Below are 20,563 nucleotides of genomic sequence, written 5' to 3' on the forward strand. Positions count from 1 at the left end.
CTCTGATGCGCGGATACAAAAATGCCGCGCGGGGCACCCGTAGGCACCCCGCGCGGCATTCAGGCCTTACTGGCAGGCTTCGCAGTCAGGCTCGTCGATCGCGCAGGCCTTTGGCACTGGCGCAGGGCCGGCTGCCTGAACCGGGGCGCTGTCGCCACCGCTGGAAACGGCGTTGAGCTTGCCGGTGTTGATGGTCGACTTCTCGGTGCTGGTCGCGGCCAGGGCACGGAGGTAGTAGGTGGTTTTCAGACCACGGTACCAGGCCATGCGGTAGGTCACGTCCAGCTTCTTGCCCGAGGCGCCGGCGATGTACAGGTTCAGCGACTGAGCCTGGTCGATCCACTTCTGGCGACGGGAAGCTGCGTCGACAATCCACTTGGTCTCGACTTCGAACGCGGTGGCGTACAGGTCTTTCAGCTCTTGCGGGATACGTTCGATCTGCTGCACCGAGCCGTCGTAGTACTTCAGGTCGTTGATCATGACCGAGTCCCACAGGCCGCGGGCCTTCAGGTCGCGGACCAGGTACGGGTTGATCACGGTGAACTCGCCCGACAGGTTCGATTTCACGTACAGGTTCTGGTAGGTCGGCTCGATCGACTGCGACACGCCGGTGATGTTGGCGATGGTCGCGGTTGGCGCGATGGCCATGATGTTCGAGTTACGAATACCTTTCTGTACGCGGGCACGTACCGGCGCCCAGTCCAGGGTTTCGTTCAGGTCGACGTCGATGTACTTCTGGCCACGGGCTTCGATCAGGATCTGTTGCGAATCCAGCGGCAGGATGCCCTTGGACCACAGCGAACCCTGGAAGGTCTCGTAGGCGCCACGCTCGTCGGCCAGGTCGCAGGACGCCTGGATCGCGTAGTAGCTGACCGCTTCCATCGACTTGTCGGCGAACTCGACGGCAGCGTCGGAGCCGTAGGCGATGTGCTGCAGGTACAGTGCGTCCTGGAAGCCCATGATGCCCAGGCCGACCGGGCGGTGCTTGAGGTTCGAGTTACGCGCCTGCGGCACCGAGTAGTAGTTGATGTCGATCACGTTGTCGAGCATGCGCACAGCGGTGTTGACGGTGCGTTGCAGCTTGGCGGTGTCCAGCTTGCCATCGACGATGTGGTTCGGCAGGTTGATCGAGCCCAGGTTGCAGACCGCGATCTCATCCTTGTTGGTGTTCAAGGTGATCTCGGTGCACAGGTTGGAGCTGTGGACCACGCCCACATGCTGCTGCGGCGAACGCAGGTTGCACGGGTCCTTGAAGGTCAGCCATGGGTGGCCGGTCTCGAACAGCATCGACAGCATCTTGCGCCACAGGTCTTTGGCCTGGATGGTCTTGAACACCTTGATCTTGTTGTACTCGGTCAGGGCTTCGTAGTACTCGTAGCGCTCTTCGAAGGCCTTGCCGGTCAGGTCGTGCAGGTCTGGCACTTCCGAAGGCGAGAACAGGGTCCACTTGCCGTCATCGAAGACACGCTTCATGAACAGGTCGGGGATCCAGTTGGCGGTGTTCATGTCGTGGGTACGACGACGGTCATCACCGGTGTTCTTGCGCAGCTCGATGAACTCTTCGATGTCCAGGTGCCAGGTTTCCAGGTAGGCACACACGGCGCCCTTGCGCTTGCCACCCTGGTTGACGGCAACGGCGGTGTCGTTGACCACTTTCAGGAACGGTACGACGCCCTGGGATTTACCGTTGGTACCCTTGATGTAGGAGCCCAGTGCGCGCACAGGGGTCCAGTCGTTGCCCAGGCCACCGGCGAATTTCGACAGCATGGCGTTGTCGTGAATCGCGTGGTAGATGCCCGACAGATCGTCCGGCACGGTGGTCAGGTAGCAGCTGGACAGCTGCGGGCGCAGGGTGCCGGCGTTGAACAGGGTCGGGGTCGAGGCCATGTAGTCGAACGACGACAACAGGTTGTAGAACTCGATCGCACGGGCTTCCTTGTCTTTCTCCTCCAGCGCCAGGCCCATGGCCACACGCATGAAGAACACCTGCGGCAGCTCGAAGCGCACGCCATCCTTGTGGATGAAGTAGCGGTCGTACAGGGTCTGCAGGCCCAGGTAGGTGAACTGCTGGTCGCGCTCGTGGTTGATCGCCTTGCCCAGTTTTTCCAGGTCGAAGTCGGCCAGCGCCGGGTTCAGCAGTTCGAACTCGATACCTTTGGCGACGTAGGCTGGCAGGGCCTTGGCGTACAGGTCGGCCATTTCGTGGTGGGTAGCGCTGTCGGCTACGTTGAGGAAGCCCAGGCCTTCGGCGCGCAGGGTGTCCATCAGCAGGCGTGCGGTAACGAACGAGTAGTTGGGCTCGCGCTCTACCAGGGTACGGGCGGTCATCACCAGGGCGGTGTTGACGTCCTTGATGGCCACGCCGTCGTACAGGTTCTTCAGGGTTTCGCGCTGGATCAGGTCGCCATCGACTTCGGCCAGGCCTTCGCAGGCTTCGCTGATGATGGTGTTCAGGCGGGCCATATCGAGCGGAGCCAGGCTGCCGTCGGCCAGGGTGATGCGGATGCTTGGGTGCGGCTCGACCACGGCGTCGGTGTTGGCGCGGGTGGCACGCTCCTTGGCACGCTGGTCGCGGTAGATCACGTAGTCGCGGGCAACTTTCTGCTCGCCGGCGCGCATCAGGGCCAGTTCGACCTGGTCCTGGATTTCTTCGATGTGGATGGTGCCACCCGATGGCATGCGACGCTTGAACGTGGCGGTAACCTGCTCGGTCAGACGCGCGACGGTGTCGTGGATGCGCGACGAAGCGGCGGCGGTGCCGCCTTCAACTGCGAGGAACGCCTTGGTGATGGCCACGGTGATCTTGTCGTCGGTGTAAGGGACGACAGTGCCGTTACGCTTGATCACGCGCAGTTGGCCGGGGGCGGTGGCGGCCAGATCCTGGTTGGAATCGGCGGCCTGCGGCACCTTGGCCTGCGGGTTCTCGCGAGTTGTGTCGGTTTGCATGGGTGGGTGTCTCCACAGTTTCTATATTGTTCAGGCGCCTTTTGGGCGCCCACCGTTCCGTCCACTTGCTCGATGGCCTGGCGGGGATGCGCAATGCATGCGCATCCGCCCGCGCGGGCGTACCGACTTCGGGACAGACTCAGGAATAAGGGGCAATGGCTTGCCGCTCCCTGGCCGAAGTCAAAGGTTCTGGGCAGGGCCCAAAAACTGTTGCTGATGGATGCCAGGCCTGGCCTGCAACACCCATACCCGAACAAGGCCCTGGAAGGGCTTGCCTCGGTCGCCTCCGCAGGAGCGGTTCGGCTGCTGAAATCACCTGAAGTTCCACCCGGAAAATCGCTTGATCTTGCGGGTTGACTTTTGTGTGTGATTTTGCACGAACCCCTATATCTAGTGGTTCGCTGCGATCGGGATACAAGATAATGCGGTATTGGGGGCTTTGCAAGGCGAGCGCCTGTGGATAACGTGTGTGTACTTTGTGAGTGAATGGTGGGTATTCGCTGTAGGCCTTGTGCCAAGTGGTTTGCAGTATTTTTCTGCGCCTTGATGCCCCGGGGCAGTTTTTTTCGGGCGCGAACCCTATCACAAAAAACGGTTCAGTCGAGGGGCTGTGGGTGGGTTGGCAGTGCCGGGGGCGGGACGTAGTATCCGGCTGTGATATTGCTTTTAGGTTAAAGGGGCAGTGCGCAGGTTTCGAAAGCGGCGCGGTCCCTGTGGGAGCGGCTTTAGCTGCGAAACGGCCCGCACTGGCAACAGAAAAACAACAATTAAAGGCAGAGGCCATGGACCACCCCACCCCACGCATCCTCATTGTTGAAGACGACCAGCGTCTGGCCGACCTCACTGCCGAGTACCTGCAGGCCAACGGCTACGAGGTCAGTGTCGAGGGTGATGGAGCCCGCGCCGCGCGGCGCATCGTCGACAGCCAGCCCGACCTGGTCATTCTCGACCTCATGCTCCCCGGCGAGGACGGTCTGAGCATCTGCCGCCGTGTGCGTAGCCAGTACCTTGGCCCGATCCTGATGCTCACCGCCCGCAGCGACGAACTGGACCAGGTCCAGGGCCTGGACCTGGGGGCTGATGACTATGTCTGCAAACCGGTGCGCCCACGCCTGCTGCTGGCGCGCATTCAGGCCCTGCTGCGCCGTAGCGAGACCGTGGACAGCAAACGTCAAGACCTGGCTTTCGGTGCGCTGCACATCGACAACCGCTTGCGCGAGGCGCGCCTGGGCGAACAATTGATCGAGCTGACCGGCGCCGAGTTCGACCTGCTCTGGCTGCTGGCCAGCAATGCCGGCCGGGTGCTGACGCGCGAGCAGATTTTCACCGCACTGCGGGGCGTGGGCTACGACGGCCAGGACCGCTCCATCGATATACGCATTTCTAAAATCCGCCCCAAGATCGGCGATGACCCACTGCAGCCACGGTTGATCAAGACCCTGCGCAGCAAGGGCTATCTGTTTGTCGGCGAGGCGCCATGAACAATTCGATCTTCCTGCGCGTCTACGGCGGCATGCTGGCCGTGTTGGTGCTGGTGGCCTTGCTTGGCGTGCTCAGCCTGCACCTGGTCAATGAAGTACGCGCCGCACAGCACCGCGAGGGCTTGGCCCAGGGAACCTTCAGCCTGATGGCTGACAACCTGGCGACGCAGAATGAAACCGAACGCAAGCGCTCGCTGCTGATCTGGGAGCGCCTGCTTGGTGTGCCGCTGACGTTGCAGCCAATGACCGCGCGCAGCCTTGACGGTGGCCAGCGGGCGCGCCTGTACCGTGGCCTGGTGGTAGTCGAGAAGACGGGGCCACATGCGGCGCAAGTACTGCGCAAGGTCGGCCAGGAAGACCTGATGCTGGTCGCGCAGATCAAACAGATCAGCGAGCAGCTGGCGCGCGCCACACTCTATCTATTGGCTGACGAACTGGTGCGCTACCCGGTAACCGAACAGCAGCAGCGCCTGGCCCAGATCAAGCTGGAAAAGGGCTTTGGCTTTGGTGTCGCCCTGCAGCGTATCGAGCGGGTCAGCCTGGACGATGACCAGCGGCGCCGGGTCGAGGAGGGCGACACGGTGATGGCGCTGGGCAAGGATGGCGACTCGATCCGTGTATTCGCCGGGCTGACGGGCTCTCCCTGGGTGCTGGAAATCGGCCCGTTGTATCAGCTCAACCCGTACCCGCCGCAGTTGCTGATCCTGATTGCCTTCCTAGGCCTGTGCTTGATCGGCCTGGTGGTATACCTGCTGGTGCGTCAGCTGGAGCGCCGGGTGTCAGGGCTGGAGATTGCGGCCACGCGCATTGCCCAAGGCAGCCTGGATACCCGCGTACCGGCTGGCGATGCCGACTCGGTAGGGCGCCTGGCCGCTGCCTTCAATGGCATGGCCGAACACCTGCAGCGCTCGCTGACCATGCAGCGCGAGTTGGTACGGGCGGTGTCCCATGAGCTGCGCACGCCAGTGGCACGCCTGCGCTTTGGCCTGGAAATGATCGAAAGCGCCACGACTGAGCAGGCCCGGGCCAAACACCTGGCCGGCATGGACGGCGATATTCAGGACCTCGACAAGCTGGTGGACGAGATGCTGACCTACGCCCGTCTGGAGCAGGGCGCGCCAGCCTTGAAGTTCCAGCGGGTCGACCTGGATGCCTTGCTCGATCGGGTGATCGGAGAGCTGGCGCCGTTGCGTGCCGAGGTGCGGGTGGTGCGCGGTGACTGCCAGGGCGCGGATGCCGAGGGCGCCTGGGTCGAAGCCGAGCCGCGTTACCTGCACCGGGCCCTGCAGAACCTGGTCGGCAATGCCATGCGCCATGCCGAGTCTGAAGTGCGTCTGAGCTACCAGTTGGGGCAGCAACGCTGCCGTATCGACGTGGAAGATGACGGCCCTGGGATCCCCGAGGGTGTCTGGGACCGCATCTTCACGCCATTTACCCGCCTTGATGACAGCCGTACCCGTGCCTCGGGCGGGCATGGCCTGGGCTTGTCGATCGTACGGCGGATCATCTACTGGCACGCGGGCAGGGCTTCGGTTGGGCGCAGTGCCGCGTTGGGTGGCGCCTGCTTCAGCCTCAACTGGCCCCGGCAGCAGGCACCGTTGTGAAGGTCAGACGCTGACCAGGCTCAGCAAGTGGCCGTCCTGCAGGCAGAACTGGCCCTGAAGCTCAGCGCCGTGCCGCCATTGCGGCGACAGGTCGGTGAGCAGGCGCAGGCGCGCCAGGCCTTCGGCGGACCAGTCGAGTACTTCGGCGTGCTCGAAGTAGAAGCGCTGGTGGGTCAGCGGGTAGAGGGTCTTGAACAGGCTTTCCTTCAACGAGAAGGTCAGGGTTACCGTCAGGCCGAGCTGGTGGCTGTCCAGGCGCTCCAGCTCGGCCGCGGTGAGAATTTGGCCCATCAGCCGCTCGGCACGCTCGTCATCGAGCAGGGCTTCCTGATCCAGCCCAAGGCCTTGGCAACTGCCTTCGGCGGCGACCACTGCGGCGGCCCAGCCCTGGCCATGGGTGATCGAACCGTGAATGCCGGCTGGCCAGATGGGCGAGCGGTCCTCATGGGTAGCCGGTACGTAGTCGCGGCCGTCCAGGCGCTGCAGCGCGGCGCGGGCACATACGCGACCGGCCAGGTACTCGGCCTGGCGCTTGGCCACCGAGCGTTGCAGGCTGGCACTTGGCACGATGCCGGCGCGCTGGAAATCGTCGGGTGCCAGGCGGGTAGGGTCGAACGTGCAACTGACCAGCACCGCGCCGGGCAGCGGGCGGGGCAAGGGCCAGTGGTGCTGGAGTGGGGCGCAGCAGGCTGGGAGAGTGTTCATGGCGCTATTGTGCCAGCCGCAGCGGCGGTGTGGGAGGTGGGATTGCTGGGGCCGCAAGCGGCCCGCGACAATCTTTATTTGAATACCTTCTTGAAGAACGCCTGCATATCCGCCCAGGAGCTTTCGTCCGCCGCCTTGTTATAGCCAATGTCGGGCCCACCATGGTCGCCATGGCTCAGCCGGTCAGCATCGGGGTTGGTAAACCCGTGCTTGGCGCCTTCAATGCTGACGAACTGGTAGTTGGCCTTCGCAGCATCCATCTCGGCCTTGAACGCCTCAACCTGCTGCGGCGTGACCATGCTGTCCGCCGCACCATGCTCGACCAGGATATCGGCCCGCACCACGCCAGGTTTTGCCGGGGTCTGGGTGGCCAGGGCGCCATGAAAGCTCACCACACCGTCCAGTTTTTCGCCGCGCCGCGCGGCATCGAGGACCACCTTGCCACCGAAGCAATAGCCGACAGCACCCAGCTCATGCTTGTTGGTGTTCGGTTGCAGCTTCAAAAGCTCGAGGCCGGCGTCGAAGCGCCTGGCTGCCGCTGCCGGGTCTTTCATCGCTTCGGCCATGAACGCCTGGGCGTCCTGCGGGTGCTCGGTGTGCTTGCCGTCGCCATACATATCGATGGCCAGCGCGTTGTAGCCCAGTGCTGCCAGGTCGCGGGCACGGCGCTTGGCGTAGTCGTTCAGCCCCCACCATTCATGCACCACGACGATGCCGGGGCGCTTGCCCTCGACGGCATCATCGTAGGCGTAATAGCCGACCAGGCGGTTGCCGTCGGCATCCTGGTAGGGGATTTCGCGGGTTTGTACCGCCGCTTGGGCGAGGACGGCGCTGCACATCAGGGTCAAGGCCAGCAGGGCACGCATGGGTCACTACTCCTTGTTCTGCAATCGGTTCGTTCAGCCGGGGTTCAGCCAGGGTTCAGTCGCGGTTCAGGGTGCCCTGCTTACTCTAGCTTCCAGACCGAAACAGCGCACCCAACTGGAGTATCCAGCCATGAAAACCTTCAATACCCTGCTTGCCGCCATGGCCGTCTGCGCCGCTGGCATCACCTCCGCCCAGGCCGCAGACGATAACTTCGCCAGCCTGACCTACGGCCAGACCAGCGACAAAGTTCGCAAATCCGGCCTGCTGCAGCGCAACACCGACCACCTCAACGCCGACGGTATCATTGGCAAGGACAACACCTGGGGTGTGCGTGTGGGCAAGATCAACGACCAAGGCCGCTACTACATGACCTATGACAATGTCTCGGGCGACCACAGCGGCCTGAAATTGCGCCAGGAAAACCTGCTGGGCAGCTATGACCTGTTCCTGCCGGTGGGCGATACCACCAAACTGTTCGGCGGTGGCAGCCTGGGCATGACCAAGCTCAGCCAGGAGTCGCCAGGCGCCAGCCGCGATACCGACTACGGTTATGCCTACGGCCTGCAGGCCGGCGTGATTCAGGACATCACCGACAAGGCCTCGGTCGAACTGGGCTACCGTTACCTGCGCACCAATGCTGCAACCGAAGTGGGTGCGCATGGCGGGCCGAAGGACGGCACTCTGCGCCTGACCAGCAGCGCGCAGACCTATCTGGCAGCAAGCTACAAGTTCTGATCGGCGAGCCGCGTTATCCTGTACCGGCCCGTTCGCAGCACAAGGCTGCTCCTGCAGGGGTGATGTTTCTGCAGGAGCAGCCTTGTGCTGCGAAGAGGCCGGTATAGGCAATACACACAAGGAGCTGCACATGAAACTGCTGGTGGTCGAGGACGAAGCCCTGCTTCGCCATCACCTCTACACCCGCCTGGGCGAAAGTGGCCATGTGGTCGAAGCCGTTGCCGACGCCGAGGAGGCGCTGTACCAGGCTGGGCAATACCACTTCGACCTGGCCATCGTCGACCTGGGCCTGCCTGGTATCAGTGGACTGGAGCTGATCACGCGCCTGCGCAGCCAGGACAAGACCTTCCCCATTCTTATCCTTACCGCTCGAGGCAACTGGCAGGACAAGGTCGAAGGCCTGGCCGCCGGTGCCGACGACTACCTGGTCAAGCCGTTTCAGTTCGAAGAGCTCGAAGCGCGGCTCAATGCCCTGTTGCGCCGCTCCAGTGGCTTTACCCAGTCAACCATTGCCGCAGGCCCCTTGGTGCTCGACCTCAACCGCAAGCAGGCCACCCTCGACGAACAGCCTTTGGCACTGACCGCCTACGAATACCGCATTCTCGAATACCTCATGCGCCATCATCAGCAGGTAGTGGCCAAGGACCGACTGATGGAGCAGCTGTACCCTGGGGATGAGGAGCGCGACCCCAATGTCATAGAAGTGCTGGTTGGCCGCCTGCGCCGCAAGCTTGAAGGCGCGCACGGCTTCAAACCCATCGACACGGTGCGTGGCCTGGGCTATCTGTTCACCGAGCGCTGCCGATGATCCGCTCGCTGCGGGTGCGCCTGATGCTGGCTGCCGCAGTGTTGGCACTGCTGTTCATGCTGGCACTGCTGCCGGCCTTGCAAAAGGCCTTCAGCCTGGCCCTGCAGGAATCGATCGAGCAGCGCCTGGCTTCGGATGTGACCACGTTGATTTCCGCTGCGCGTATCGAACATGGGCAGTTGCAGATGCCTGCGTTGCTCCCGGACGAGCGCTATAACCTGCCGTACACCGGGCTGCTTGGCTATATTTTCGACCGTGATGGCAACCTGGTCTGGCAGTCGCGTGCCACCGCTGACCGGCACATCAACTACCGCCCGCGCTATGACGGGCGCGGCAACGAGTTCGCCCGCATTCACCAGTCCGACGGCGAAGAGTTCTTCGTGTACGACGTCGAGATCAAGCTGCTGGGTGGTCAGAGCGCCGCTTACAGCATTGTCGCCCTGCAACCGCTTAGTGAGTACAAGGCTACCCTCAATGGCCTGCGCGAAAAGCTCTACCTGGGGTTCGGCGCTGCATTGCTGGCGCTCATGGTGCTGCTGTGGGCTGGCCTGACCTGGGGCCTGCGCTCGTTGCGCCGGCTAAGCCATGAGCTGGACGAGGTGGAATCGGGCGTGCGCGAGGGCCTGAGCGGCGAGCACCCTCGCGAGCTGCTGCGCCTGACCCGCTCGCTCAACCGCCTGTTGCGCAGTGAGCGTGAGCAACGCACGCGCTACCGTGACTCGCTGGATGACCTGGCGCACAGCCTGAAGACGCCGCTGGCAGTGCTGCAGGGCGTGGGTGAAAGCCTGCAGCAACGCAGCGGCGAGCGCGAGCAGGCGCGGGTGCTGCAAAGCCAGATCGAGCGCATGAGCCAGCAGATCGACTACCAACTGCAACGTGCCAGCCTGCGCAAGAGTGGCCTGGTACGCCACAGCGTGAGGTTGCGGCCGCTGCTCGACAGCCTGTGCAGCACCTTGGCCAAGGTTTACCGGGATAAACGGGTGAGCGTGGTGCTGGCGTTGCCCGATGCGGCGCAGGTGCCGATGGAGCAGGGTGCGTTGCTGGAAATGCTCGGCAACCTGCTGGAAAACGCCTACCGGCTGAGTCTGGGCCAGGTGCGGGTGAGCCTGGAGCAGACGCCAGGGCAGTTGACCTTGTGCATCGAGGACGATGGGCCGGGGGTGCCCGCCGACCAGCGTGAGCGTATTCTCGAGCGCGGGGAGCGGCTGGACAGCCAGCACCCGGGGCAGGGCATCGGGTTGGCGGTGGTCAAGGATATCGTCGACAGCTATGACGCCGAGCTGAGCCTGGGGGATTCGCCTTTGGGCGGCGCGGCGTTCAGGATCACCTTCAATCTCGATTGATTTCGCTGGCCTCCCACCAAGGGCGGCCCAGCAAGGGCGGATTTCCGCCAGCCCCCCCTGTACAAATCCCGCCATCGGGCGGAAATCCGCCAGCCTTCCTCCGCCAAATCGCCCTGTCGTTGGGCATTTATCCCTAGCAAATACGGCCCTTGCACCCTTCGTGGGCATTTTGGCACCACCCTTGCTATTGAACTTCGCAGAGGCCTGCCCAGGCAGCTCGAACACAACGACAAATCCCTCCAAGTGCAGGAGGGTTAGCGATTCAGGTGCCCCACCACCCTGGGAAGGGTGAACCGGCACACTTGAGGAAAATGAGCCATGACGACACGTCAGCCGCTGTACAAATCCCTGTATGTCCAGGTGATCATTGCCATCACCATCGGCATCCTGCTCGGCCACTACTACCCGGAAACGGGCGTCGCCCTCAAACCCCTGGGTGACGGCTTCGTCAAGTTGATCAAGATGGTCATCGCCCCGATCATCTTCTGTACCGTGGTCAGCGGCATCGCCGGCATGCAGAGTATGAAGTCGGTCGGCAAGACTGGCGGCTACGCGCTGCTGTATTTCGAAATCGTCTCCACCATCGCCCTGATCATCGGCCTCGTCGTCGTCAACGTGGTCAAGCCCGGCGCTGGCATGCACATCGACGTCAGCACCCTGAATGCCAGCAGCGTGGCTGCCTATGCCGCCGCCGGCGCGCAGCAGACCACCGTCGGCTTCCTGCTCAACGTCATCCCCAACACCGTGGTCGGCGCCTTCGCCAACGGCGACATCCTGCAAGTGCTGATGTTCTCGGTGCTGTTCGGCTTCGCCCTGCACCGCCTGGGCAGCTACGGCAAGCCGTTGCTGGACATGATCGACCGCTTCGCCCATGTCATGTTCAACATCATCAACATGATCATGAAGCTTGCCCCGATCGGCGCCTTCGGTGCCATGGCCTTCACCATCGGCCAGTACGGCGTTGGCTCGCTGGTGCAGCTGGGCTACCTGATGGCCTGCTTCTACATCACCTGCCTGCTGTTCGTGCTGGTGGTGCTGGGCGGTATCTGCCGTGCCCACGGTTTCAGCGTACTCAAGCTGATCCGCTACATCCGTGAAGAACTGCTGATCGTACTGGGTACTTCGTCCTCGGAGTCGGCCCTGCCACGCATGCTGGCCAAGATGGAGCGCCTGGGCGCGAAGAAGTCGGTGGTGGGCCTGGTCATCCCGACCGGTTACTCGTTCAACCTGGACGGTACCTCGATCTACCTGACCATGGCTGCGGTGTTCATCGCTCAGGCGACCGACACCACCATGGACATCACTCACCAGATCACCCTGCTGCTGGTGCTGTTGGTAGCTTCCAAAGGTGCTGCCGGCGTTACCGGTTCGGGCTTCATCGTCCTGGCCGCAACCCTGTCGGCCGTTGGCCACCTGCCGGTTGCCGGCCTGGCGCTGATCCTCGGCATCGACCGCTTCATGTCCGAAGCCCGCGCCCTGACCAACCTGGTGGGCAACGCCGTTGCCACCGTGGTAGTGGCCAAGTGGGTCAAGGAAATGGACAACGACAAGCTGGCTTCGGAACTGGCTTCCGGTGGTGCGCCGCTGGTCGATGCGCGTCCGACCGACGACCTGGGTGTGGCCGAAGGCCCGGCTCGCTGATCGCGCTGCGGTAAAACGAAAAAGGCGACCCCAGGGTCGCCTTTTTCATGCGCGGTCTTCGCGTCAGGCCAGCACAACCTCCAGCACCCGGATCGAGTCCGGCTGCGGGTAATGCCACCTCACCTGCACGTCCCAGAACCTCACCCCGTAAACCCGCTCGGCCGGAGGTACCTGATAAGCCGGCCGTGGGTCCTGCGCCAGGCATTGCTCGATCAGCTCCACCAGCGGCTCGCCCAGGCGCAAGGCATGCTCGCGGGCCTGGGGCAGGGCGTTGTCGGCCCACTGCACGGCAATTGCCACAGGCGCTGCATTGGCCATCTGGTTGCTGGCGCCAGCGATGCTGTCGGCGTAGGGCACATAGGGTTTGATGTCCAGCACCGGCGTGCCGTCGAGCAAGTCGATGCCTGACAGCAGCAGGCGCCCGGGCTCCACGCCCTCCAGGCGCACCACCGACTGGCCGATACCATTGGGCCGGTGGGTGGCGCGGGTAGCGAACACCCCCATGCTTTTGTTGCCGCCCAGGCGCGGTGGCCGCACCTTCAGGCGCGGCTTGTCCTCCAGGGCCTGGTGGAACAGAAATAGCAACCAGACATGGCTGACCTGCTCCAGGCCCTCGACCGCATCACCCTGGTCGAACGGTGGCAGCAGTTCGAGTACACCACGCGCGGCAGGCGCCAGCTGGGGTTGGCGCGGGATGGCGAACTTCTCCTTGAAACAGGAGCGGACGATGCCGACCGGGGCAACCGTATGCTGCATGGCCACTCAGCCGCGCACGCGCAGGGTCAGGCCCTTCAGGAAGTTGCGCAGCAACTGGTCGCCGCAAGGGCGGTAGTTATCGTGGCCAGCCTTGCGGAACAGTGCGCTGAGCTCAGGCTTGCTGACCGGGAAGTTGACCGACTTGAGGATCGCGTGCAGGTCCTCTTCCTTGAGCTCGAAGGCCACCCGCAGTTTTTTGAGGATCTGGTTATTGGTCACCGGCAGCTCGACCGGCTGCTGCGGGCGGCTGTCGTCCTTGCCACGGCGGTGTATTACCAGGCCGTCGAGAAAGTGCGCCATCACCCGTTCAGGGCAGCGCACGAAGCCTTCCTCTTCTTCTTTTTTCAGGTAGGTGGCCAGCACCAGCGGGTTCACTTCGAGGCCAGAGAGGCCGATGATCTCGGCCATCTTGGCGTCGTTCACCTTGAGCATGTAGCGCAGGCTGCGCAGGACGTCGTTGTGGTTCATTGCTGCAGAATCCTGTTCAGGTGCCGCGCGTTCCAGCGCGGCGCATTGCTTAGAAACGTTCGGTAGTGGCCAGGTAGCGCCATTGGCCCAAAGGCAGCTTGCCCATGGACACGCCACCCAGGCGAATGCGGCGCATGCTTATGAGCTCCAGGCGCAGGTAGGCGCAAAGCTCGGAAATCTGCCCTGGTTGTGGGTTTTTCAACACCATGCGCAGGTGGGTCTCGTTCTGCCAACTGGCCTTGGCCTTGGGCAGCTCGCGGTCATTGCGCGTGGCCCCGCGCGCCAGGCGCTCCAGCGCCTGAGGCGTGGTCTCGCCGCGCACTTCAACGATGAATTCCTGCTCCAGGCGACGCAGGTCCGCCTCGACTTTGCGGGTTACCCGCCAGTCCTGGGTGAACACCTGCAGGCCGCTGGCCCCACGCTCCAGCGGTGCCACGCAGTCCTGCCGGGCAAAATGCCCGTGCAGGGCGCGCACGCCTTCGCGGTGGGCTTCGCTGAGGCTAGCCATGTTCATGCTGGCACGAGCGGTTTCGCTGTCCACGCCGGCCGGCTGATTCAGCAGCAGGGTCACTGGCTCCAGGGTTTCGGCACGGGCGCCCGGCAGCAGTTCGACGCGCTGCTGTTCGACTTTGAACTGCGGCTGCTCGACCACCACGCCATCGACAGTAACCCAGCCTCCTTCAATGTACTGCTCGGCCTCGCGGCGGGAGCAGCCGAGCTGCTCGATGAGGCGTTTGGACAGGCGGACGGGTTCGGACATGGGGCAATTCGCAAGGCAGGGAAAGACCTCCATTGTACCTGCCCGTGCGCGATTGATGATGGGAATCTGTGTCAGATGCGCCATTTTGGACACTTGGCGCGGCACATTCAGGCGCCACCTCAAGGTACGCTTCGCACCAGCCTCATGTGCAGCAGAGGGTAGGGCTGGCCCAAACCGTCGGTTTGCGAACGGCCGATGACTTCAAATCCTTCATGCAGGTAGAAGCCCAACGCTTGCGGGTTTTGTTCGTTGACGTCCAGGTACTCGGCATTCAGTTCGTTGATGGCATAGCGCAGCAGGCGCTTGCCAACACCCTGGCCACGGTGGGTAGGTGCGACGAACAGCATGTCCACCCGCCCGTTGGCGACCCCGGCGAAACCGCAGATCCGTTGGCGGTCCTTGCAGCAAATCAGCATCACTGCGTCGAGGTAGCGGCGCAGCACGTGTTCGCGCAGCAGCAGGATGTAGCCCTCTGGCAGGAAGTCGTGGGTGGCGCGTACCGAATCCTCCCATACCTGTACCAATTCGCTGTAGTCGCACAAGCGCGGGGTTTGCAGCGTCAGTAGCGCAGGCATGCCGGTATTCCTCCGTGACGGTAGGGAAAACATAGCAGGCCAACCACCGGTCGGCTGGTTCGCGCAGCGCTTGAAGCTCGGGGTATGGAGGTCTATTAATTAAACGTGGGAAAAAATCCCACGCAAAGAAAAGAAAAAACCGAAAGCAGAATTCCTGACTGATTTGGCGTTCTCGTGGCGAAGACCTGGAGACGGACTATGCAAATCCACCTGCTGTTCAAGAAGGCTTTACTCGCGGCTGCCGTAGCGGGCGTGCTGTCGACATCCATTGTCTTGATCCCTGACTCGATTACTCATGGCTCCAGTGCCTACGCCAAAGACGGCGGTGGTGGCGGTGGAGGCCACGGCGGTGGCGGTGGTCACGGTGGTGGCGGTGGTAGTGGCGGCGGTGGTCATGGAGGTGGCGGCGGAAGCGGCGGTGGCGGTGGCCATGGAGGTGGCGGCGGAAGCGGCGGCGGTGGCCACGGTGGTGGCGGTGGAAGTGGCAGTGGCGGCGGCCACGGCAGTGGAGGCGACGGCGGCGGCCATGCCGGCAACGGCAACAGTGGCAGCGGCCATGATGGCCAGGGCCACGACGGCAACTCGAACTCTGGGCGCAGCAGCGGTCATGCTGAAGCAGGTGACGATCATGGCAATCACGTGGGTGGTGAGCCCGGTGATGATCACGGCAATCACGTTGGCGGTGAGCCCGGTGACGATCATGGCAACCATGTTGGCGGTGAGCCCGGGGATGATCATGGCAATCATGTCGGCGGCGAGCCTGGCGATGATCACGGCAATCATGTTGGTGGTGAACCTGGCGATGATCACGGCAACCATGTGGGTGGCGAACCGGGTGATGACAACAGCAGAAGCTGATTGGCGCTGATTCGAAGCGGCCCGTACAAAACCCAGCGGACGGGTTTTGTATGAGCAGGATTCATATGTCAAGGAATGCGCTCAATGCAATCGCCCGCCTTACCCCCCTCGATGTTAAGCGCGCTGCGGCGTGTCATGCGCCCTTTGGTGCGTTTGATGCTACGCAAGGGGGTGACCTACACGATGTTCGCCGACCTGCTCAAGGAAGTGTTCGTCGAGGTTGCGCATCGCGAGTTTCGTCTGAACGACACCGCACCAAGTGACAGCCGCATCAGCCTGCTTACAGGCGTACATCGTAAGGATGTTCGACGGCTGCGCAGCGAGGGCGATACGGTGCTTGCGGCCCTGCCCGCGAATATCACGCTAGGCGCACAGCTGGTCAGCGTCTGGACTACCACTGCGCCATTCTGTTCCGTACCTGGTCAGGCACTGGCGCTGCCGAGGCTGGCCAGCGTGGGGGGGGATTGCTCATTTGATGCCCTGGTGGCCAAGGTCAGCACCGATATCCGCGGCCGGGTGGTGCTGGATGAATGGTTGCGCCTGGGTGTGGTGCGGCTCGACGAGCAGGATTGCGTTCACCTGCAAGCTCAGGCATTCGTGCCGCAAAAGGGCTTTGATGAAAAAGCCGCCTACTTCGGCCACAACCTGCATGACCATGCCTGCGCAGCAGTGCACAACCTCAGTGACGACGGCCAACCATTTTTTGAACGTAGCGTGCACTACGACGCCCTGAGCCTGGCAAGTGTCGAGCATGTGCGTGAGGTGGTCGCCAAGGATGGCATGCAGACGCTGCTTGCCTTCAGCCACCTTGCAGCCGAGCTGGAAAGCGTCGATGAGCCCAGTGCCGAGCAACGCCAGCGCATCACTGTCGGGCTTTATTTCTACACTGAAGCTACCGATCCCGATTCGTCGAAGACACCCGGCCCATGACTCTTCTTGCGCGCTGCCTCAGTGCTGTCACGTTCGCCCTGGTTTTCGGGTTGAACCTGATAGCGCCTGCCGAGGTGGTTGCGGCGCCGGTGTGTGTCAGCCGGGACGAGGTGGGTATGGCCGGTGCTGCAGGTATGCAGTTTCCCGGCGGCGTGGGCGGTACCGGGGCCAGGGCGGGTGGTGTCGGTGGTACCGGCGCGCCACTCCAGCAACGCCCCGGTGGCACGGGTGGTACTGGGGCGGTGGCGGAAGGTGTGGATGGTACCTACTTCGATCACAGCCACGGTGGGGTAGGCGGTACCGGTGCGCCGATCCAGCGCCCGGGCGGTACGGGCGGCACAGGTATTGTCGGCACTATCACCGGGTTCGCCTCGATCTGCGTCAATGGCATGGAGGTGCACTATGGCAAGGACGTACCGGTGAGTGAAAACGGGGCGCCTGCCAGCAGTGGTCACCTGGCGATCGGGCAAGTGGTGGCGGTGGAGGCGTTCGCCACCCAGCGTGGTCTGCAAGCAGGGCGCATTTCGATCCTCAACGTCTTCGAAGGGCCGCTAACGGCGCTGCCCAATGCCTCGGCCCCCCTGCGAGTCATGGGCCAACCTGTGCGGCTTGCCGCTGGCGCGCGAGTGGCTGAAGGGTTGCGCCCGGGCGAGCCCGTGAGGGTCAGCGGCCTGCGTGATGCCCGGGGCGAAGTGGTGGCGACACGTATCGAACGGGCGCCGGGGTTGAGGGAGGCCAGCGCCATCGGTGCGGTAGATCGTGCTGGCAACCTTCAGGGGTTGAAGCTGGGTACCCGTGTGGCCCCTGCACGGGAAGTGCTGGTGCGCGGCCAGTGGACCGGGCGCCAGCTGGAAGTGGCGCAAACCCGCCCCGACCCGAGCCTGCCTTTTGCTGGCCGAGTCCAGCAGGCAGTGGTCGAAGGGTTGGTGCAGCGCACTCAGGCACGGCAACTGGTGGTTGCAGGCATCAATGTGACGTTGGGGCAAGGCACTGTAATTGTTGGCAGGCAGCCTGCGACGTTGGCGCTTGATCAACGTGTGCGGGTAAGCGGGGTACTCAGTGGTACTCACGAGTTGCGGGCAACCCGTGTGGAGTTCCAGGGAGACCGTATCGACAATCCGGACAGAAGCCATTCGGGGCACGATGGCGAGCAGGAAAGGAGCAGCTCCGGCGGCTCCAGCAACAGTGATCATGGCGCAAGCGATGCGACCAGCGTGCGCAATGAAGCCAGTGATGATCACCGTGGGCGCAGTGCCGTTGACGACTCCAGTGGCCATGGCAGCGGGGGTGGCGTGGAAAAATCTGGAAAGTCGGAACACCTCGACGCTGTGGAGCAGGCCGAGCGGAGTAACAGCGGAAGTTCTGATCGGGTGGAAAAGGTCGAAGTCGAAAAGGTCGAGAAGGTCGATAAGGGCGAAAAGGTCGAAAAGCCTGAGAAGGTAGAGAAGGTAGAGAAGGTAGAGAAAGTAGAGAAGGTAGAGAAAGTAGAGAAGGTAGAGAAAGTAGAGAAGGTAGAGAAAGTAGAGAAAGTAGAGAAAGTAGAGAAAGTAGAGAAAGTAGAGAAAGTAGAGAAAGTAGAGAAAGTAGAGAAAGTAGAGAAAGTAGAAAAGGTAGAGAAAGTCGAAAAGCCTGAAAAAGTTGAGAAGGTTGAGAAAGTAGAAAGAGTCGAAAAGGTAGAGAAAGTTGAGCTGCCGGAGAAAGTAGAAAAAATCGAGAAAGTCGAAAAGCCGGAAAAGGTCGAGACTGCCGAAAAAGTCGAGCATCCAGAGCGATCCGGGCGTTAGCCAACTAGGCTGGGTAAGTCCGACCACACTTCCCAAAAGGGTACTGAGGTGCAGATGAGACCAGCGCTCCCTCTTTTCGCTTGCTTGCTGTCATGCACCAGTGCCTCGGCCTTGGCCGATACCTTCAGCGCCGCCATCGGCATGGACTATTCAAGTGGCGACTATGGCACCGGCACCACGTCGGAAATCTGGTACATGCCGGTGGTCGGCAAGTACGAGACCGGCCCTATGACCTACAAGGTAACTGTGCCCTGGTTGCGCATCACCAACCCCGAAGTCGGCCCCAGTGGTGACCCCTTGCCTGGCGGTTGCCGGGACGTGGAAAGCGGGCTGGGCGACACGGTTGCCAGCGCCGGCTATGCGCTGCTCGATGGCAGTGACGGTGGCCTGATGCTGGACCTGATCGGCAAGGTCAAATTCCCCACCGCCGATGAAGACCAGTGCCTGGGCACCGGTGAGTACGACTACACCGCCCAGGTCGACATCACCAAGGGCTTTGGCCTGGTCACTGGGTTCGCCACGCTGGGCTGGAAGAAGTTCGGTGACCCACCCGACAGCAACTTCGACGACCCGGTATTTGCCAGCCTCGGCTTTGCGCTACCCGTGGCTGCGGGCACTTCGGCAGGTGCTTCCTATGATTGGCGGCAAAAAGTGGTCTCGACCGGATCGCAGATCCAGGAACTGACGCTGTTCCTCACCCACAAGCTCAACCAGCAGTGGAAAGTACAACTCTACGTGGTCAAAGGCTTCTCGGATGCAAGCCCGGATGCCGAGGGCGGCCTGATGCTATTTCACACGTTCTGACAAAAAAGCCCCTGCGCCGGTAGTTCCTGGTGGGGAGTGCCGGGGCAGGGGCTTTTCATGTTTCAGCCGTTTTAGATAGGCTCTGCCCACATGTCGTATTCGTCGGCATCCACGACACGGCAACGCACTTTGTCGCCTGGCTTGAAGCCATGGTCACCGTCGATGAACACGCTGCCGTCGATTTCCGGGGCATCGAAGAAGCTGCGGCCAACCGAACCCTGCTCCTCGACTTCGTCGATCAGCACCTCGATTTCCTTGCCGATGCGCAGTTGCAGGCGGGCGGTGCTGATGGCTTGTTGGTGGGCCATGAAGCGGTCCCAGCGCTCTTGCTTGATGTCGTCCGGCACTTCTTCCAGGCCCAGGTCGTTGGCCGGGGCGCCTTCCACCGGTGAGTACTGGAAGCAGCCAACGCGGTCGAGCTGGGCCTCGGTCAGCCAGTCCAGCAGGTACTGGAAGTCTTCCTCGGTCTCGCCCGGGAAGCCGACGATGAAGGTAGAGCGGATCACCAGCTCAGGGCACTGCTCGCGCCAGTTCTTGATGCGCGCCAGGGTGCGGTCTTCGAAGGCCGGGCGCTTCATCGACTTGAGCACTTTCGGGCTGGCGTGCTGGAACGGGATGTCCAGATACGGCAGGATCTTGCCGGCGGCCATCAGCGGGATCACGTCGTCCACGTTCGGGTATGGGTACACGTAGTGCAGACGGACCCAGGCGCCCAGGCTGCTCAGCGCTTCGCACAGCTCGAGCATGCGGGTCTTGACCGGGCGGCCATTCCAGAAGTCGGTCTTGTACTTGACGTCGACGCCGTAGGCGCTGGTGTCCTGGGAAATCACCAGGATCTCCTTCACGCCAGCCTTCACCAGGCGCTCGGCCTCGCTCAGCACTTCGCCCACCGGGCGGCTGACCAGCTTGCCGCGCATCGACGGGATGATGCAGAAACTGCAGCTGTGGTTGCAGCCTTCGGAAATTTTCAGGTACGCATAGTGGCGCGGGGTCAGCTTGACACCCTGTGGCGGCACCAGGTCGATCAGTGGGTTGTGGTCCTGACGCGGCGGCACCACTTCGTGCACGGCGTTGACTACCTGCTCGTACTGCTGCGGGCCGGTGACCGACAGCACGCTCGGGTGCACGTCGCGGATGCTGCCTTCTTCTACGCCCATGCAGCCGGTAACGATGACCTTGCCGTTTTCCTTGATCGCTTCGCCGATCACTTCCAGCGACTCGGCCTTGGCGCTGTCGATGAAGCCGCAGGTGTTGACCACCACAACGTCGGCGTCCTCGTAGGTGGGCACGACTTCATAGCCTTCCATGCGCAGCTGGGTCAGGATGCGCTCGGAATCGACCAGGGCTTTTGGGCAACCCAGGCTTACGAAACCTACCTTGGGGGTGGCGGGCGTGGTGGACATGACTAACCTCGGTATTGAATGCAGGTCGCCCGGCCGGAATCGCGGGCGATCTTGACGGGCGCTTTGGGCGCCTCTGATCAAAAAGTGCGCAATTC

18 protein-coding genes are annotated in these 20,563 nt (G+C 62.6%); 10 read left to right on the forward strand and 8 right to left on the reverse strand.

Going from position 1 to position 20,563, the window contains the following annotated elements; translation table 11 throughout:
• Nucleotides 1-66: 66 nt before the first annotated feature.
• Nucleotides 67-2,946, reverse strand: coding sequence for a ribonucleoside-diphosphate reductase subunit alpha (locus APH42_RS02270; RefSeq protein WP_012273801.1), 2,880 nt, complete (start codon nucleotides 2,944-2,946; stop codon nucleotides 67-69).
• Between the two features lie 782 nt (nucleotides 2,947-3,728).
• Between APH42_RS02270 and APH42_RS02275 the strand changes: the two genes are divergently transcribed.
• Both APH42_RS02275 and APH42_RS02280 read left to right on the forward strand, forming a co-directional pair.
• Nucleotides 3,729-4,427, forward strand: coding sequence for a response regulator transcription factor (locus APH42_RS02275; protein WP_012273800.1), 699 nt, complete (start codon nucleotides 3,729-3,731; stop codon nucleotides 4,425-4,427).
• Entirely contained in the window at nucleotides 4,424-6,031 is a 1,608-nt protein-coding gene (locus APH42_RS02280; RefSeq protein ID WP_012273799.1) for an ATP-binding protein, read from the forward strand. The genes APH42_RS02275 and APH42_RS02280 overlap by 4 nt, the downstream gene beginning before the upstream one ends.
• Before the next feature lie 3 nt (nucleotides 6,032-6,034).
• Here APH42_RS02280 and APH42_RS02285 read toward each other — a convergent pair whose 3' ends face one another.
• The gene (locus APH42_RS02285) at nucleotides 6,035-6,736 is read right to left on the reverse strand and encodes a 4'-phosphopantetheinyl transferase (RefSeq protein ID WP_060492643.1); all 702 of its coding nucleotides are present in this window, start codon (nucleotides 6,734-6,736) and stop codon (nucleotides 6,035-6,037) included.
• 74 nt (nucleotides 6,737-6,810) lie between these two features.
• Complete coding sequence (locus APH42_RS02290) at nucleotides 6,811-7,602, reverse strand: dienelactone hydrolase family protein (RefSeq protein ID WP_060492644.1); 792 nt, start codon at nucleotides 7,600-7,602, stop codon at nucleotides 6,811-6,813.
• A gap of 130 nt (nucleotides 7,603-7,732) precedes the next feature.
• Between APH42_RS02290 and APH42_RS02295 the strand changes: the two genes are divergently transcribed.
• The 4 genes from APH42_RS02295 to APH42_RS02310 all read left to right on the forward strand — a co-directional run bounded on the left by APH42_RS02295 (nucleotide 7,733) and on the right by APH42_RS02310 (nucleotide 12,130).
• Nucleotides 7,733-8,338 (forward strand): outer membrane protein, encoded by a 606-nt coding sequence (locus APH42_RS02295; protein ID WP_012273796.1) that lies wholly within the window; start codon nucleotides 7,733-7,735, stop codon nucleotides 8,336-8,338.
• A gap of 130 nt (nucleotides 8,339-8,468) precedes the next feature.
• On the forward strand, nucleotides 8,469-9,146 hold the full coding sequence (locus tag APH42_RS02300) for a response regulator (protein WP_060492645.1): 678 nt from the start codon (nucleotides 8,469-8,471) through the stop codon (nucleotides 9,144-9,146).
• Nucleotides 9,143-10,489 carry an ATP-binding protein gene (locus APH42_RS02305; protein ID WP_012273794.1) on the forward strand — a complete coding sequence of 449 codons (1,347 nt, stop codon included), beginning with the start codon at nucleotides 9,143-9,145 and terminating at the stop codon, nucleotides 10,487-10,489. The genes APH42_RS02300 and APH42_RS02305 overlap by 4 nt, the downstream gene beginning before the upstream one ends.
• 318 nt (nucleotides 10,490-10,807) lie before the next feature.
• On the forward strand, nucleotides 10,808-12,130 hold the full coding sequence (locus APH42_RS02310; protein WP_012273793.1) for a dicarboxylate/amino acid:cation symporter: 1,323 nt from the start codon (nucleotides 10,808-10,810) through the stop codon (nucleotides 12,128-12,130).
• 63 nt (nucleotides 12,131-12,193) lie between these two features.
• On the opposite strand, the gene tsaA is transcribed toward APH42_RS02310, so the two are convergent.
• From tsaA to APH42_RS02330, 4 genes are all read right to left on the reverse strand, one after another.
• Nucleotides 12,194-12,886: a tRNA (N6-threonylcarbamoyladenosine(37)-N6)-methyltransferase TrmO gene (gene tsaA / locus APH42_RS02315; protein ID WP_012273792.1), complete on the reverse strand. Its 693-nt coding sequence runs from the start codon at nucleotides 12,884-12,886 to the stop codon at nucleotides 12,194-12,196.
• A gap of 6 nt (nucleotides 12,887-12,892) precedes the next feature.
• On the reverse strand, nucleotides 12,893-13,354 hold the full coding sequence (locus APH42_RS02320; protein ID WP_012273791.1) for a DUF1456 family protein: 462 nt from the start codon (nucleotides 13,352-13,354) through the stop codon (nucleotides 12,893-12,895).
• A gap of 49 nt (nucleotides 13,355-13,403) precedes the next feature.
• On the reverse strand, nucleotides 13,404-14,114 hold the full coding sequence (locus APH42_RS02325; RefSeq protein ID WP_012273790.1) for an rRNA pseudouridine synthase: 711 nt from the start codon (nucleotides 14,112-14,114) through the stop codon (nucleotides 13,404-13,406).
• A gap of 119 nt (nucleotides 14,115-14,233) precedes the next feature.
• Nucleotides 14,234-14,689, reverse strand: coding sequence for a GNAT family N-acetyltransferase (locus APH42_RS02330; protein WP_060492646.1), 456 nt, complete (start codon nucleotides 14,687-14,689; stop codon nucleotides 14,234-14,236).
• Between the two features lie 198 nt (nucleotides 14,690-14,887).
• On the opposite strand from APH42_RS02330, the gene APH42_RS30375 reads away from it, so the two are divergent.
• The 4 genes from APH42_RS30375 (at nucleotide 14,888) to APH42_RS02355 (ending at nucleotide 19,065) form a co-directional block, all read left to right on the forward strand.
• Nucleotides 14,888-15,547: a hypothetical protein gene (locus tag APH42_RS30375; protein ID WP_082421370.1), complete on the forward strand. Its 660-nt coding sequence runs from the start codon at nucleotides 14,888-14,890 to the stop codon at nucleotides 15,545-15,547.
• Nucleotides 15,548-15,631: 84 nt separating this feature from the next.
• Nucleotides 15,632-16,477: a DUF6502 family protein gene (locus tag APH42_RS02340; RefSeq protein WP_012273787.1), complete on the forward strand. Its 846-nt coding sequence runs from the start codon at nucleotides 15,632-15,634 to the stop codon at nucleotides 16,475-16,477.
• Nucleotides 16,474-18,261, forward strand: a complete 1,788-nt coding sequence (locus APH42_RS28985; RefSeq protein ID WP_082421371.1) for a DUF5666 domain-containing protein — start codon at nucleotides 16,474-16,476, stop codon at nucleotides 18,259-18,261. Before APH42_RS02340 ends, APH42_RS28985 begins: the two co-directional genes overlap by 4 nt.
• A 54-nt stretch (nucleotides 18,262-18,315) precedes the next feature.
• Nucleotides 18,316-19,065 (forward strand): hypothetical protein, encoded by a 750-nt coding sequence (locus tag APH42_RS02355; RefSeq protein WP_060492649.1) that lies wholly within the window; start codon nucleotides 18,316-18,318, stop codon nucleotides 19,063-19,065.
• Between the two features lie 71 nt (nucleotides 19,066-19,136).
• Here the strand turns inward: APH42_RS02355 and rimO are convergent, their stop codons facing one another.
• Nucleotides 19,137-20,468, reverse strand: coding sequence for a 30S ribosomal protein S12 methylthiotransferase RimO (gene rimO, locus APH42_RS02360; protein WP_060492650.1), 1,332 nt, complete (start codon nucleotides 20,466-20,468; stop codon nucleotides 19,137-19,139).
• Nucleotides 20,469-20,563: the final 95 nt, after the last annotated feature.

The sequence above is a fragment of the Pseudomonas sp. NBRC 111140 genome, from assembly GCF_001320885.1.
In the GTDB taxonomy this organism is placed as follows: Bacteria; Pseudomonadota; Gammaproteobacteria; order Pseudomonadales; family Pseudomonadaceae; genus Aquipseudomonas; species Aquipseudomonas putida_P.